Annotated in this window: 12 protein-coding genes; 4 read left to right on the top strand and 8 right to left on the bottom strand. The window is 46.6% G+C overall.

Annotation, left to right across the window (positions count from 1 at the left end):
* Positions 1 to 161 precede the first annotated feature (161 nt).
* The 3 genes from KOD92_RS15700 to KOD92_RS15690 all read left to right on the top strand — a co-directional run bounded on the left by KOD92_RS15700 (position 162) and on the right by KOD92_RS15690 (position 3,031).
* Entirely contained in the window at positions 162 to 953 is a 792-nt protein-coding gene (locus KOD92_RS15700) for a hypothetical protein (RefSeq protein ID WP_215234527.1), read from the top strand.
* 62 nt (positions 954 to 1,015) lie between these two features.
* Positions 1,016 to 1,549: an RNA polymerase sigma factor gene (locus KOD92_RS15695; protein ID WP_215234526.1), complete on the top strand. Its 534-nt coding sequence runs from the start codon at positions 1,016 to 1,018 to the stop codon at positions 1,547 to 1,549.
* A 3-nt stretch (positions 1,550 to 1,552) separates the two neighbouring features.
* On the top strand, positions 1,553 to 3,031 hold the full coding sequence (locus tag KOD92_RS15690) for a prolipoprotein diacylglyceryl transferase (protein WP_215234525.1): 1,479 nt from the start codon (positions 1,553 to 1,555) through the stop codon (positions 3,029 to 3,031).
* A gap of 5 nt (positions 3,032 to 3,036) precedes the next feature.
* Here the strand turns inward: KOD92_RS15690 and KOD92_RS15685 are convergent, their stop codons facing one another.
* The 8 genes from KOD92_RS15685 to KOD92_RS15650 form a co-directional block, all read right to left on the bottom strand.
* Positions 3,037 to 5,244: a TonB-dependent receptor family protein gene (locus KOD92_RS15685; RefSeq protein WP_215234524.1), complete on the bottom strand. Its 2,208-nt coding sequence runs from the start codon at positions 5,242 to 5,244 to the stop codon at positions 3,037 to 3,039.
* Between the two features lie 36 nt (positions 5,245 to 5,280).
* Positions 5,281 to 6,426 carry a DUF3179 domain-containing (seleno)protein gene (locus KOD92_RS15680; protein WP_215234523.1) on the bottom strand — a complete coding sequence of 382 codons (1,146 nt, stop codon included), beginning with the start codon at positions 6,424 to 6,426 and terminating at the stop codon, positions 5,281 to 5,283.
* A gap of 109 nt (positions 6,427 to 6,535) precedes the next feature.
* Entirely contained in the window at positions 6,536 to 7,753 is a 1,218-nt protein-coding gene (locus KOD92_RS15675) for an MFS transporter (RefSeq protein ID WP_215234522.1), read from the bottom strand.
* Between the two features lie 8 nt (positions 7,754 to 7,761).
* A complete protein-coding gene (locus KOD92_RS15670; protein WP_215234521.1) occupies positions 7,762 to 10,533 on the bottom strand; it encodes a TonB-dependent receptor in 2,772 nt (923 codons plus the stop codon).
* Positions 10,534 to 10,564: 31 nt separating this feature from the next.
* Positions 10,565 to 11,125: a carboxymuconolactone decarboxylase family protein gene (locus KOD92_RS15665; RefSeq protein WP_215234520.1), complete on the bottom strand. Its 561-nt coding sequence runs from the start codon at positions 11,123 to 11,125 to the stop codon at positions 10,565 to 10,567.
* Between the two features lie 15 nt (positions 11,126 to 11,140).
* Positions 11,141 to 11,695, bottom strand: a complete 555-nt coding sequence (locus KOD92_RS15660) for a carboxymuconolactone decarboxylase family protein (RefSeq protein WP_215234519.1) — start codon at positions 11,693 to 11,695, stop codon at positions 11,141 to 11,143.
* Between the two features lie 121 nt (positions 11,696 to 11,816).
* A complete protein-coding gene (locus KOD92_RS15655; protein WP_229254695.1) occupies positions 11,817 to 12,371 on the bottom strand; it encodes a hypothetical protein in 555 nt (184 codons plus the stop codon).
* 226 nt (positions 12,372 to 12,597) lie between these two features.
* On the bottom strand, positions 12,598 to 13,008 hold the full coding sequence (locus KOD92_RS15650; RefSeq protein ID WP_215234518.1) for a hypothetical protein: 411 nt from the start codon (positions 13,006 to 13,008) through the stop codon (positions 12,598 to 12,600).
* A 262-nt stretch (positions 13,009 to 13,270) separates the two neighbouring features.
* Between KOD92_RS15650 and KOD92_RS15645 the strand changes: the two genes are divergently transcribed.
* Complete coding sequence (locus tag KOD92_RS15645) at positions 13,271 to 13,612, top strand: cupin domain-containing protein (protein ID WP_215234517.1); 342 nt, start codon at positions 13,271 to 13,273, stop codon at positions 13,610 to 13,612.
* The last annotated feature ends 29 nt before the right edge of the window (positions 13,613 to 13,641 follow it).

Raw genomic sequence — 13,641 nt, 5'->3', positions numbered from 1 at the left:
AAAGCTGGTGCAGATAACCAATTATTTTACGGTTCGCGGAGCTGATTAGCTGGAAAAAATAATTTCCAACCTCTACCCAACCTTGGGGTACTCTTATGCAGTTTATTTTATTGACAGGGCGCCACTGATCACTTTTTTGTTCAACATTAAATCTGAAAGTCATGAAGACCGAAAAGTTAATTTTATTATGCATTGTGTTGGTGTTCTTCCAGCTGGTTGCCTGCGAAAGAAATAAAATGGATGAAGTACTTCCCGCTCTGTCCAATGCCCGGACAGGCGTCGATACAGATTCAACCACGGATGGTAGAATTATTGCAGACAAAACAACCGGCATCAAGCAAAAGGAAGGGATCAATTTCACATTGAAAGATCCAAAAAGTGAATTTGTAATGTGGCGCGTAATACCGGCCGAAACGGTGATCAATTTTGGCGTAAAAAGTATTATACACTTTCAAAAAGCTGGAAATTATCGAGTTTACGCCATCGATAGTATGAGCCTGGATACGGCTTTTATTGATGTTTGGGTAACTGATGAAGTTAATACCATTCCCTCCGGCGAACAGACTTTCAGGAAAGATGAGATCATGCGGATAACCCCGAGTGTATCTCCTGATTCTGCTAATATACTGGTACTAAATGCGGTTACCGACGGAACCTACAATTGCCAGAATAATAAGCTCGTTGCGGCAGCAAGGCCCAGAGATAACTTTGGGAACCCCTATTTTGACATTGATTTCGCGCGCGTGGCGACAGACCTGATGTGTGAAAAGGGAGAAAATAAACCCAAAGTCACATTATATCTCGTGAATCCGGTCGCCGAAAAAATTAAAGGAAAATTTCAGATTGTGTTCAACAATGAAACATACTATGGCTCCTTTGTGAAAACTGGTAACAAGTATGAATTTGACTGGCCCTACGAAAGCGGTGTGATATTCACCACCAAATCCATATAGTCGATTTGCATACAGATTCAGGCTGGCGATGTCATGTTGCCAGCCCACTCTAATCCCTCAGCTTGGAGAACCTCACAAAAATATTGGCTGGTTGCCGTCGCAGGGACCGCAAAAGTCAGGAAAAATTGTACCGCCAGTTTTATCCTGTCCTTTTTGCGCTTTGCAGGAATTTCTTTGAGGAAAAGCACGACATTCTCACCGCCATAAATAACGGGATGTTAAAGGTTTTTCAAAATATCGACCAATACGAACCTGCGAAAGGCGAATTTTTTAACTGGACGTATACAACGGTAAGAAATGCGGCATTGACGCTGCTGAGAGACCGCAAAACGCAGACTTTCTATTACGAAGAAATTTCGGATTATATGGGTTTCGAATCCGGCGAAAATCCATTTGAGCAGCTGGCAGCCGGTGATATTCACATTTATTTACTGCAACTGCCCGTCGCTACAAGACGAATATGCGGGTTGTTTTACCTGGATGGATTTTCAGTCAGGGAAATTGCAGAAGCACTGCGTATCAGTGAAGGTACTGTTAAATGGCATTTGAGCGAAAGTCGGGTGAGGCTCAGGACTATTTTTGAAAAATCACTTTAAGGTGTGAAAAAGACAGAAAAACATATCAGCAAATTTTTCCGCGACCCGCTTCCCGAACCGGAAGTACCGGCCGATGACGCGTGGGCGGGAATGAGTGATATGCTGGGCGCAGCCGCAGGCGGAACGCCGGTAAACGGAGACGCCGGACAGTGGTTTTCAGGTTTGGTTAAAATTAAAGGCTTGATATTGACCTCATTGTCGCTGGTATCAGTTACTGCCGTTGTGATCTATCAGCTATCAAAATCCCCTGTCTCAACTTCAAAACCAGCACCCGTATTGACGCAGTCAGAACAAACTGAAAACGGCAAGGAACCAATACTAAAAGCAGTACCGGAAAAAATCGAAGAAAACAACACAATACCGAACAACCCCGAACAACAAGAACAAAACAAAACAATACCGAACAACCCCGAACAAAAAGAACCCATACTCAACCAAAGCCCGGAAAATCCAAAACCAGAAAGCGAATACCAAAAGCGCCTGGCAGGATCCACAACCGCAGCGAGTAGGGAATCAGAAGTGACCGGATTGAAAGTAAACGCTGAGTCTTTGATCACTAAATCCGAAAAGTTCAGCAATAACAGTTCGCGAGTGAAAAACTCGAAGCCGAAAAGGCAGGGGAAAGAAAACTCACCACAAATTCCGCTAATCCCCGCTATCAAAAAAGAAAATGAAACCTTTGGATCCAGTGAAGATTCACAAAGTTTGGAAACAGCTCCGACACTTAATCCAGAAAAACAATTCAACGTTCGCAGCCTGAAACCTTTGAATGTACATTTTCGAGGTATCGAAACTGATCTGGGCAGAAGGGTAGTGATCCAAAATCTTGCAAAACAACCAGAAAGTAAAACGAGTGAAACGAACAGATCTTTTCATTTGGGCTTGGAATGGGCGCTGAATTCTTCTCTGAAATCCACAGCTTACATTGCAACCGGCGCTGACAGTATCCCACGCGTCGCGCGGCTGCTGATACCTGGTATTTTTGCAACAAAGAACTGGTCGAAAAGCAGCATTACAGTCAGTTTTTTGCCATACCAATCCTATTTCGGAGGAAATAAACTGGTGCGCCAAATCGCAGATTCTCTCAATTCCGACTCAATAAAAACATATACTAACGCACTATTCATCAAGGCAGTAGGAATGAATTTCAGTGCGCAATATCAATATCACGTCACCCAATTTTTTGCTTTAAATGCGGGTGCATCTTACACCATTTTCACCTCAGCACTTTTCAGGCCGCAAACGCAAAACTGGCAGGGAAAACTCCTGGACGGGCAACTGACGACTCTGAAAAAATCAACCGAAATATCGCCTTACATCAACCCCTACCTATTCACATTGAAAGCAGGGATTGCACTTACTCCGGGGCGTTTTCAAGCGGGATTGAACGTCATTTTGCCTCTGTCCAATATCTCAAAGTCTTCGCAGTTTCCGGTTAAAACGCTGAATGGACAGGTTTATCTGAGATATCTGGTTTGGTAAATGTTTTAAATTTTAATACCAACCGATATTTGAAAACTACGACCATCGGAAGTCCAGATCCCGGCTCCCGGGTACATTGTCGGCCTCTTCGTATAGTACTGTTTGTTGGTGATATTGTTGATCCCCATTCGTAAAGTGTAGGCAGTTCCAAGTCGCAATGTGGCATTGAAGTCAAGCAAACCGTAACCCGGCACTTTCCCGATCGTTCCGTTTGCGGAGGGTTCAATGGTATTGAGCGGATTGGCGAAATTGGAGCTTACGTAACTGTATTGAAGTGTAGAGGCTAGTTTTTTGTATTGAAACTGAATACCATTTCTCGAAATCCAGGTGGGAACTCCCTCTACCCTATTTCCCGCGACGCTGGTATTTTCATTATTAACAACCGCATTTCCTTTCATGTACTTTGCGTCAAAATAAGATGTGGAAGTAAAAATGGAAAGCTCTGTCGGCAAAGTTTCACCCGTCTGAATTGCTGTATATTCCAGATAAGCTTCCACGCCGCGCGTGCGACTGTCACCGGTAGTCGTACGCAATAAATATGCATTATTCGCCTCGTCACGCATAGAAACAGTTCCCATTCTGTGATGCACCATCACCTGGAACAAGCTGATATCATATTTTAAAACATCCCTCACATTCCCGCTCACGCCAGCTTCCAGATTATACCCGTAACTATCTTTCAAGCTTTTATCCACGCGTTCCAGCACCGAAGCAGGGATAATATCCTTGAATACCACCGGGCGGTAAGCCTGGGAAAATCCTGCGTACGCGCGGTTATTGTTGCTGATCCGGTATTGAGAACTGATCCCGAACAACGGAAATTTGTGCTTAATGGTGTTGGGAAGATTCTGCGGATCGTAATAACTGATTTTTCCCGTCATATCCGTCTTGCCGCTTTCAATCCTGAAACCGGGTGAAACTGACCACTGCGGAGTAAACAGGATCATATTTTCGATAAAAATCGCGATGTTATCCGTATTCATATACAGGTCGCGGCCAAAGTTCGGATCTGTGAGGGTGAGGTCAAAATCGCTGCCGGTCGTTCCTTTCCCCTGCTGCCTTCTTCGGAGCTTGTTGTGCATATATTGCACGCCGCCGGAAACGATATTGGGTATTCCGGCGATTTGATATTGGTGTAAAAGACGCAGCTCGGAAGTAAAGCTTTTGAAGTTATCAATATCAACCTGACGTGCGCGGTAAGATTTGGTAACCGAGCTGATCGTGTCGGGCACATTGGCAAATGCATCGAACATCACACTATTTCTCGCGCCGTAAACGCCCGAATTGGTCAATTTGAGCTGCGTCGCGGGACTGATTTGCCAGTCGATCACGATGGATGGAATGAAAATATCCGGATTGAAATAATTCCGCGAGCGCGTCGCCTGCCTTGGATCTGCGTCGAACATGGCGTCGGTAAGTGGGCCGGGAATCTGGTAAATGTATTTCGATCGGCCCAATTCGGCTTTGATGCGCAGGGTCGGAGTCACCTCGTAAGATAAACTCACAAACTGCGACTGCGCGTTAGATCCGGCGTTTTTACGATATCCATTCGAATGCCGCGTTTGATAATATGCCTGGTAAGTCAGCTTCCCCACCTTTCCACTGATTGCATTATAAGAGCTGAAAAGCCCAAAAGAACCCGCTGAATTAATGGTTTCAAATGCAAATGCACGCGTCGTGTCAGGACCTTTTGTAACATAATTGATCATACCCCCAAACTGAGCGCCGAATTGCAGCGAAGCAGTGCCGCGAACCAGCTCCACGCGCTGGATCGATTCCATCGCCGGACTGTAATGGCTCGCCGGGTAACCGTACATATCCGAGTTTGTGATCACACCGTTTTGCCGGATATTATATTCCCACGAACGATGCGGATCAAGGCCGCGTGTCGAGATGTTGATCTGATTTCCGCTTCCGTCCATGTCGTAAACGAATACGCCGGGGATCCTGGCAAAAATATGCCGCCCGGTTTTCTCAGCAATATTTCCATTAACTCCTTCCAGCTGAACTACTTCACTCTTTTTGCCGGCCATTATATAGGTATTGTGAACATCGGGAAGCCGCTCTGTGTGGATGATATTCCTGCGCTGCTCAATGGTTACTTCGTTCAGGTCAAGCACTTTATCGAAGTCGCTCTTTTCCTTTTTTCCATTTTGACCAAAAGCGCTGAAACTTGTTACAAAAAGTGAAAGGGTGTAAAAAATGTATTTCATTCCGATTTCATTCAGGATACTCATTTGCTTAACTACTCAATACTGTTTGGTTTCCGGGTGAAATGTGCGCCAGCTGTGCCAGTACTCCTGGTATGCATTGATCCGCGCCAGATTCTGCCCTAAACCGTCGAGCCTTTTTCCCAGCAGATCATAGTTCCCGTTTTTTCCAAAAATGGTATCGTTCCTGATCGAATAGCGTTCCTGCATATCTGGTCTTTCAAATGCGAAGAAGCTTTTTTTATCCCCCGCGATCACTAAAAAAACCGGTACTGAGCCTACCTGATCGTTAATTACCTTTTCCTTCCCAAGTCTGCGCCAGTCAAATGCCTTGCTTCCGTCTTTCGTTTGTACGCCCACAACCCACGATTTTTCTTTCCACGGCAGTGAGTCCGCCCGCGTTAGCAGCGACTTGTTTTTCCCGGATTCATAGCGGCTCATCGAATCATATTTGGCCTGATAAACCGGGTCCGGTTGCATGATCCTGCTTTGCGGATGCAGTTTAAGCCACTGTCCGAGTGAGGTTTGCGAAATAGCGAGTTCTGGTAAAGTTTTTCCTTTCAAAGGTCCGGCAATAGCCTCTCCGTTTGCCTGCCGCCACCAGCTGCCGGTCATTTCGTCTTCAAACATCGCATTGAAATGATCCATCCCGACGAGCCTGAAATTGTCGACTTTTCCATCCACTACCGGCTCAAATACCCTCCCCGTGCGACAAACCGTACAATAGGTAACCATGATCGGCTTCCCGCCCAGCGTGTCGCGCACCTGGTGATGGTAACCTATAAACTGAATCGGATATGCTTTCGCTTCCCCGTTCACTTCCGCGCCGATCACGAGCCTTTCCGGGTCGATTTTATTAGCAGCTGCATGCTGCATCAATACGGTCTGGGGTTGGTAGAACATCGTGTCAGCCGCCATTTCGTAGTTGGTAGCGTAAGTTATTGCGGCTATTAAAAGCAGCAGCAAGCCGGGCAGCCATTTTGTTTTACCCCTGTAAACAGAAACTGACCCAACCAATATCATCGCCCAGAACACGATCCTGAAAGCCCAGCGCCAGGTATGCAGAAAGTAGGCGGCATCAATGCTGTTCATTCGCTGACTGCCGGGCATGGGCATAATGAAATACACTTTCGCGATCTCATAAAGCAGGATCCCAACGATGCCGATGTAAAATATTTTTTTCATTTGTTTATATCGATTTGATGCCAGTGTTGGCGTTAAAACAAAGAAACGGGTTCGCCAGGTGGCAAACCCGTTTGCTTAATATATTAACCTATGATATTCAAAACTAAAATCATCTGCTGCGCGCGGTTACCACCAGCGCGATCACAAATGGCAATGTAAAAACCAGCAGCGCATTCCCGAAACCGCCGAGTACGCTGACCAGCGAGCCGATAAAAAACACCGCCGTGGCTGTGAAAAACCGGCCGACGTTGAAACAAAAACCCGTAGCTGTTCCCCGGATCGAAACCGGAAAAAGCTCCGGAATGTAACTCGACAACGCGCCCTGGCTGATCCCAAAGCAAAAAGCGAGCATCGCAGTTTCGAGGTAGACGATTGCTGAAAATTGGGTATTGGTCAAAAACAGGACGCAGCAAATGATCAGACAGCTTGCAAAGACGCCGGTCAGTATTCTTTTTTTCCCAAAACGATTGAGCAATACGCCTGAGAAAAGTCCCCCCAAGATTCCGCCCGAACCGAGCAGGATCATAATTAAACCGCGTTCTTTCTGCCCATCCTGGCCAGCTGCGAGCAAAGTCTGCACCCAGGTGGGAAGCCACGAGAATATCCCCCAAAGTCCGATTAGTACCGAGCCGAAAATCAGCGAGCCGGAGATCAGGTTCGCGCGATTTTCACCTGTAAATAATGTGGTTGATTTTTTGTCAGATACATTCAGATTCCGCCATTTGGCCGATTCCGGCGCGAGCAGATAAATGAGCGATGCAGTAATAACGGGTACAATACCAATGCCGAATGCGCTGCGCCAGTTGGAGAAAAGCAGGTTGATGCTGCCTGTCGTGACAATGCCGATCGGAAAGCAAACTGCCAGAATCCCAAGCATGACCGCTCTTGTTTTTTCTTCCCAAATCTCAGAAATATAGACAGTTGAGATCAGCAGAACGCCGCCCACGCCCATTCCCGTCATAAAACGAAAGGCCAGCAATGTATGCCAGTTTGGAACGATCGTGACCAGACACGTAAATATCCCATAAAGTGCAGTGACCAGCGTGAGCGACTTCACGCGCCCAATGCGATCGCTTATCATTCCGAAAAGCAGCCCGCCGCACATCCAGCCGTACAGGTACAATGCATTAATATAAGCGCCGATCTCGCCCAACTGCTCCTCGCTCACCGCGCCGCCATTCAATTCGCGAATAGCGACGGGCAGGTACACCGACATTAAAGTCGACACGGTGCCGCTGAGCGTGTAAGTCACAAAGCACAAGCCAAATGCCAGCCACTTTCCAGCTACACTTTTCGATTCGATATTTGTTATTTCCAAAGTCTGCATAGCTGATCTTATCTGAATAACTGGTCGAAATTCAAACTCACATAATACAACCCGCCGACTGCCGGCGAACCGTAAGCCTGCACGATATACTTGTTGGTAATATTGGAGCCGCCCACTTTAACCGTCGTTTTCAGCGAAGGAATGCGGTAACTCACCTGCGCGTCGAGCAGATTGTAAGCTTGTACCTTGCCGGGGTTATTTTCGGTGAATGTTCCATACCATTCAAATGCTGTTTGCCAATGCCACGCGATATTGAAGCCCAGTTTGTCTGTCAGTCTGGGGTTTCCGAAAATCACATTTGACTTCCACTCCGGCGTATTGAATGCGGGAATATTGTTTTGATCAGCCTCGCCGATATTGAAATCGATCCACGTCGCATTGCCGCTCAGCTTGAAATTGCGGGGCAAAGAATAGGTAACACCTGCGCTGACGCCTTGAATGGAAACCTGATCAGCTGCATTGGTATACAGCTGGAACAGTTGCCTGTCGGCTCCCAGTAACTCGGCGGCAGCAGCAGGGTTGACCGATCCATTCGCTAATAGAATATCTGATTTGGCCCGGGCGACCACGGTATTGATCATAAAATCGGTGTACTGGCTGTAATAATAATTTACATCAAACAACAACTTCTTACTGATCAAGCCTTTATAGCCAATTTCAAAGCTCTTTACCTTTTCCGATTTGATATAAGGCACATTAGACTTAACCAGCTTGTCCTTATTGTTCGCAACTGCCTGAGGGAAAGGAGTCCCCTTCGCCATATCTGCACCGAAAGCACCCGCAAATGCGCCGAAAGAGGCGATGGTCACCGAATTTTCATAAGCATTCAGTCCCTGCGAATTGACAGGCGCGCCGCCCAGAATGATGATCGGCCCCACATTCAGCTTGATAAACTGATCCGCGACAGTCGGGTTACGAAATCCGGTTTGGTAGGATGCGCGGAAATGGTGGTTTTCTGTGGGTGAAAAAACGGCGGAAGCGCGGGGCGTAAACCGCCCGTCGAAATTCTCATTCGTATCGTAACGCCCTGAAACAGTAAATTTTAAACGTTCTTTCCAAAGTGATTTCGAAGCCTGAGCGAATACGCCGTACTCTTCATTGGTCAGGTTTTTATCCTTATCATCGAAAAGTGTCCCGCCGGTATCGAGGTAATATTTGCGGTAGTTACCTCCTATCTGCAAGTTGAAAACCTTCACGGCAGAGCTGAAATCGTACATTCCCTCCACGTGGCGCAGGCTGCATTCGCTCAATATCCCCGCTCCCGAAAGTCCCCTCGTCTTGATCAGCAGGTCTTTGGATGAATTGAATGCATCCGAACCCGGCAATATCCTGCCTTCGTCAGCGAAGGAACGCGCCGTATTGTGGTCTTTGTTGATAATGCCGGTCACTGCGCCATTGTAAGCTGCTGCATATCTCTCAAACCAAGTCGCATCGGCTTTGTCGGGAGATACCGTGGCGCCGTTAAGGTCTTTCACCCAGGTACGGTTAATGTGCTGGCCCAGCGCGCGGGTATTGTAAGAGTTGGTCGAAATCTCCTGATTGGAATAACCACGTACATAAAAGTTGCTTCCTTTCAGTTCCAGTTTGTGCTGAATAAATTTGAAATCGTTGATCACAAACCGGTTACTGCCTGTGTACTGCGCAGTTCCCTGATTGAAATTTCCCTGGTAAATCACTTCGAGCTTGTCGGTAATGCGGTAATGCAAAGCTGCATTGAGTTTCAGACTGTAAACCCCGTAAGTAGCGAGGTCCTTTTCCTCATACCCCGTCCGCGACACTCTTCCGATCTCCGGCAATGTTTGCGCTACTTCGTCCCCGTAAATGTTCAGCTGGTTTTTGCCTGGATTATTCGGGCCGCGGTTCGCAGCAAGTGTATTAGGGTCAATATCAGTGTAATCGTTTGCATACCAGTCCGTTCCTTTTAAATAAGAAGCATTGACCTTGAATGCGAACTTGTTGTTGAAAGCCTTTGCATACCGCACTGCCAGATCGTACATCGGCTTCGCCCCCAGGTCGGTGCCGTCGTTAATATGGTTGACGCCAAACTTGGTCTGCGCACTCAGTCCCTGGTATTCAAACGCATTTTTTGTGCGCGTGTTCAGCATTCCGTTAAATGCGATCGGGCCGTATAATGCAGATGCGGCCCCGGGAATCAGCTCGGCACTTTCCACATCGATATCGTGCGGGCCAAACAGGTTTCCCATCGCAAAACCCAGCCCCGAAGGCTGGTTATCAACCCCGTCGACCAGCTGCAAAAACCGGCTGTTGCCCGTTGTATTGAAACCTCTTGTATTGATCTGCTTGTAAGTAAGGCTGCTGGTAACCATATCGAGCGATTTCATATTGATCAAACCGTCGTAAAAATTGGCAGAAGGCGTTTGCTGAATGGCGCGTGCATCCATTTTTTCAATGCTCACCGGCGAGCGGAGTATGCTTTCTTCTACTCTCGACGCAGTTACCACTACCTGGTTCAGTTCTTCAATAGCCGGTACCAGGTTGAAACGCAGGTTTTCGGCACTTGCCACTACTGCTTCCTGGCGAGCATATCCCACCAGTGAGATCACCAGCGTGGCCGGAAGTGAGGTATTCAATTCAAACAGACCGTCAGCATTCGTGACCGCGCCGGTATTCTTTCCTTTTACAGAAACAGAAGCGCCCGAAACGGGTTTTTGAGATTCATTATCAAAAATATGTCCCTGAATTTTAGTCGATTGCGCCAGCGTGACTTGTAAGCAAGCAATGCACAAAAGCAGGGATAACAGGAGTAAATGTTTTTTCATAGAGCGTTTTTTATAGCAGGAAGGTTGATTTTTAGTTTTTCAAATGATCATAACCGTTTGGCAAACGATTGTAACCATTTTCTTTTAAACGTTGTCCGAGCCCGAGGTAAAACTGAGGATCGGTAGGAGCGACAGTTGCCATTCCGTCCACATAGCGGTTGTATAGGCAAAACAGGGCGGCGATCAATACCGTATCGTGGATCTCAATATCCGTCGCGCCGGATTGTTTCGCGACGTTTATAGCTTCCGGGGTAACAGCTTGCCCGCTCACCTGCACCATTACAGCGATTTTCAGCAGCGCTTTCATTTTTTCACTTATCGGCGCTGTGTCAATATCCTTTTTAACCAGCTCGCAGGTTTCGGTCTCACCCAGCAGCAAATCCGCAATCGCAGTGTGCGCCGCCGTACAGAATTTGCATTCGTTGTAATGTGAAACGACAGTCGCGATCAGCTCGCGCTCGCCCTCGGCCAGGCTGTTTTTCCCTCTTAATAAAAACTGGGTCAGCACCCGGATCGGATGCGCGGTATCCTTGCTGTATTCGAGCAAACCGGTAATACCCGGCAAATGACCGGGTAGTGGAATATGTGGCATATCGATATAGCTGTTTTAGTCCTGAGGAACCGAAAATCTGACGTAACCTGTGAAGGCCATACGTTGCCCCATCTCGCGGTAAGCCTCGTGTTCTTTCGGCGCCCAGGTACCCAGCCCGTCCACATATCTGTTGAACATGCAAAATGCCGCAGCGATCAAAACAGTGTCGTGGATTTCCTTGTCTGCCGCGCCTACTGCTTTTGCGGCAGCAATATCCTCCGCCTGTACTTCCCGGCCGCTTTTCTGCACTTTGGCGGCAATATGCAGGAGCGCCCGTAGTTTTGGGGAGATCTCAATTTGCTGAAATCCGTTCTTGATATCGTCGATCAAACTGAGGTCGCAATTCAAATGTGCCATCGCGGCCGAAGCGTGCGAAGTGTGACAGAAATGACAGTTGTTCAAATGCGAAACGTAGGCGGCGATCAGTTCGCGTTCACCGCTAGTGAGTGGAGAATCGCCCCGGAGCAGCGTTTCGGCAAGTAATTGCAAAGGTTCGGCGGTTTCGGGCCGGAAATTGAAAAGTCCAACAATACCCGGAAGCGATTCGTCGGGCAGGGTAATATGTGCCATTTGAGGAAAGAACAGTTTAGTAAATGGATAATTCTTCCTTCCGCACAGATACAGACAAATAGTCAAATGATCACTGTATCTTAATCACATTGAGACCTTTACGGAAAGAATAAAAAATTTACTAAGCCTGGTCAGGCGGCGGAGATGGTATTAAAAAGTGGCTTTCAGAGATGAAAGCTGGCAGGTTTGAAGCAACTAATTCCCGGGCTGGCGTCCATTCGAGCACATAAAACACGTGCTTTCTGTCCTGCCCCATATATTCTTTCAGAAAGTTCTTTAATAGATTAGAATGCTGACTTTTTTGATCATCCGCCGACTGACCGGTAACCTGATCATTGATCTTCGAAACAAGGTCGCTAAACCTGTCGCGCGCATGCTGGTCGAGCTCGCAATGCACGTACATTGTATCATTCAGCAGTTGCTGGCTCTTCATCTGGTAAAAATGGCCTTCGTGCTGAATCTGACCTTCCGCAGCTTCCGGCGCACTCCAGTCGGTCTGGTAAGGAACACTTACCGGGATTTTAATCACAATATCCGCAGAGCCAGTCGATTGTTCGATCAGGTCCTTGTTGGCGCTACTAATCTTATAGCTTCCCTCCGACAGATAGACTATTGAATAGCCGATCATATTGTAGAGCAAGAGCCCAAAGAGCAGTATGGATAAAATCCTGCGCAATGTTTAAATATTGAAATTTTTGAGATTGTGCAAATGTATAAAAAGCTTTCGATGGATTTTATGCTTTTGCGGCTATTTTTTATCGCGCCCACATTATCCTGCCTGAGTAGAGTAATTGTTTTAAATAAATACTGAATATAGAGCTGCCTGGCAACTTGCCTAGCGTTAAACGCAAGCTGCCAGGCAGAGAATTGAGTAGGTGCTTTTGACCTATCTGATAAAAGAATTACTTTTTAGTATCTACCAGCTTGAATCTGGTTTCATCCCGAATATGCGTTCTGTCTTCAAGCTCAGCTGAGACGTGGAGCAACACGTTTGAAGTTTTTTTAATGTCATAAGTAAATGCGGTATCTATCGCAACAGTGCTTTTATCCTTGCAGTCGCAAATTGTCTTGTAATTCAGGATCACTTCCTTTTCTTCGCCCATCATTACAATGTGATAACTAACTATCGGAGCTGACTTTGGCTGTATAAGTGCCTCGACCCGGATGCTATCGTTATCCTCCATTGCCTGATTTTGAGTTGGAGAAGTGACTGTGATGAATGGAGAATCTTCAATCCATACTGTTTTGTCTCTGCACCCGGTAAACAGGAAAAACGAAGCAGATAGTGTGAGCAACAAATGATTTGCTTTCATGATTAAATCGGTTTTGATGAAAAAAAGTAACTGACCGATGCATTCCCGTGGCAAATAAAAGCTTAGGAAATAGACCGATGTTATAATCTGATATAGATTACTATACCCTTTCTAGTCAATCAACACTTAGGATTTTTTACCGGTTGGCAGCATTAAACTAACGGTAAATTATCCTTTTTGATGACATTTGACTTGTTGAACTAATTGCCCGGCAATATCACATGTTATACAAATGTGGTTACATCAAAAATCATTATAGCTTATGCCATTTGTTGATTTCAATTCGAAGAAAATTATAAAAATCTGGGACGGGATTTATGGTACGCTGGCTCACTCCGAACAGCAGACTTTCGGTCACTTCACGATTGACAGCGGCACGGTACTGCCGGAACACAGCCATTTTCACGAACAATGGTGCCACGTGTTGGAAGGCGAACTGGAATTTGAGATTGACGGCGAAAAAATGCTGCTGACCAGCGGAATGACCGCCTATATACCTTCTAATGCGCCGCATTCCGCAGTTGCACATACGCTGTGCAGAGTAATAGATTGTTTCACACCCGCGCGCCAGGATTTTATTGAGCTCGAAAAGAATAGTCAGTAATAAAAAAAACCGGCACTACTCGTGTAGAT

Source organism: Dyadobacter linearis (assembly GCF_907165045.1).
GTDB classification, from domain to species: Bacteria; Bacteroidota; Bacteroidia; order Cytophagales; family Spirosomataceae; genus Dyadobacter; species Dyadobacter linearis.
This window is presented reverse-complemented; position numbering and strand designations above follow the sequence as displayed.

Excerpts from the sequence above, each read along its gene's own strand:
- KOD92_RS15680 (WP_215234523.1), bottom strand. The coding sequence starts at position 6,426 with ATGAAAAAAATATTTTACATCGGCATCGTTGGGATCCTGCTTTATGAG.
- KOD92_RS15665 (WP_215234520.1), bottom strand. The coding sequence starts at position 11,125 with ATGCCACATATTCCACTACCCGGTCATTTGCCGGGTATTACCGGTTTG.
- KOD92_RS15670 (WP_215234521.1), bottom strand. The coding sequence starts at position 10,533 with ATGAAAAAACATTTACTCCTGTTATCCCTGCTTTTGTGCATTGCTTGC.
- KOD92_RS15675 (WP_215234522.1), bottom strand. The coding sequence starts at position 7,753 with ATGCAGACTTTGGAAATAACAAATATCGAATCGAAAAGTGTAGCTGGA.
- KOD92_RS15700 (WP_215234527.1), top strand. The coding sequence starts at position 162 with ATGAAGACCGAAAAGTTAATTTTATTATGCATTGTGTTGGTGTTCTTC.
- KOD92_RS15645 (WP_215234517.1), top strand. The coding sequence starts at position 13,271 with ATGCCATTTGTTGATTTCAATTCGAAGAAAATTATAAAAATCTGGGAC.
- KOD92_RS15660 (WP_215234519.1), bottom strand. The coding sequence starts at position 11,695 with ATGGCACATATTACCCTGCCCGACGAATCGCTTCCGGGTATTGTTGGA.
- KOD92_RS15685 (WP_215234524.1), bottom strand. The coding sequence starts at position 5,244 with ATGAAATACATTTTTTACACCCTTTCACTTTTTGTAACAAGTTTCAGC.
- KOD92_RS15650 (WP_215234518.1), bottom strand. The coding sequence starts at position 13,008 with ATGAAAGCAAATCATTTGTTGCTCACACTATCTGCTTCGTTTTTCCTG.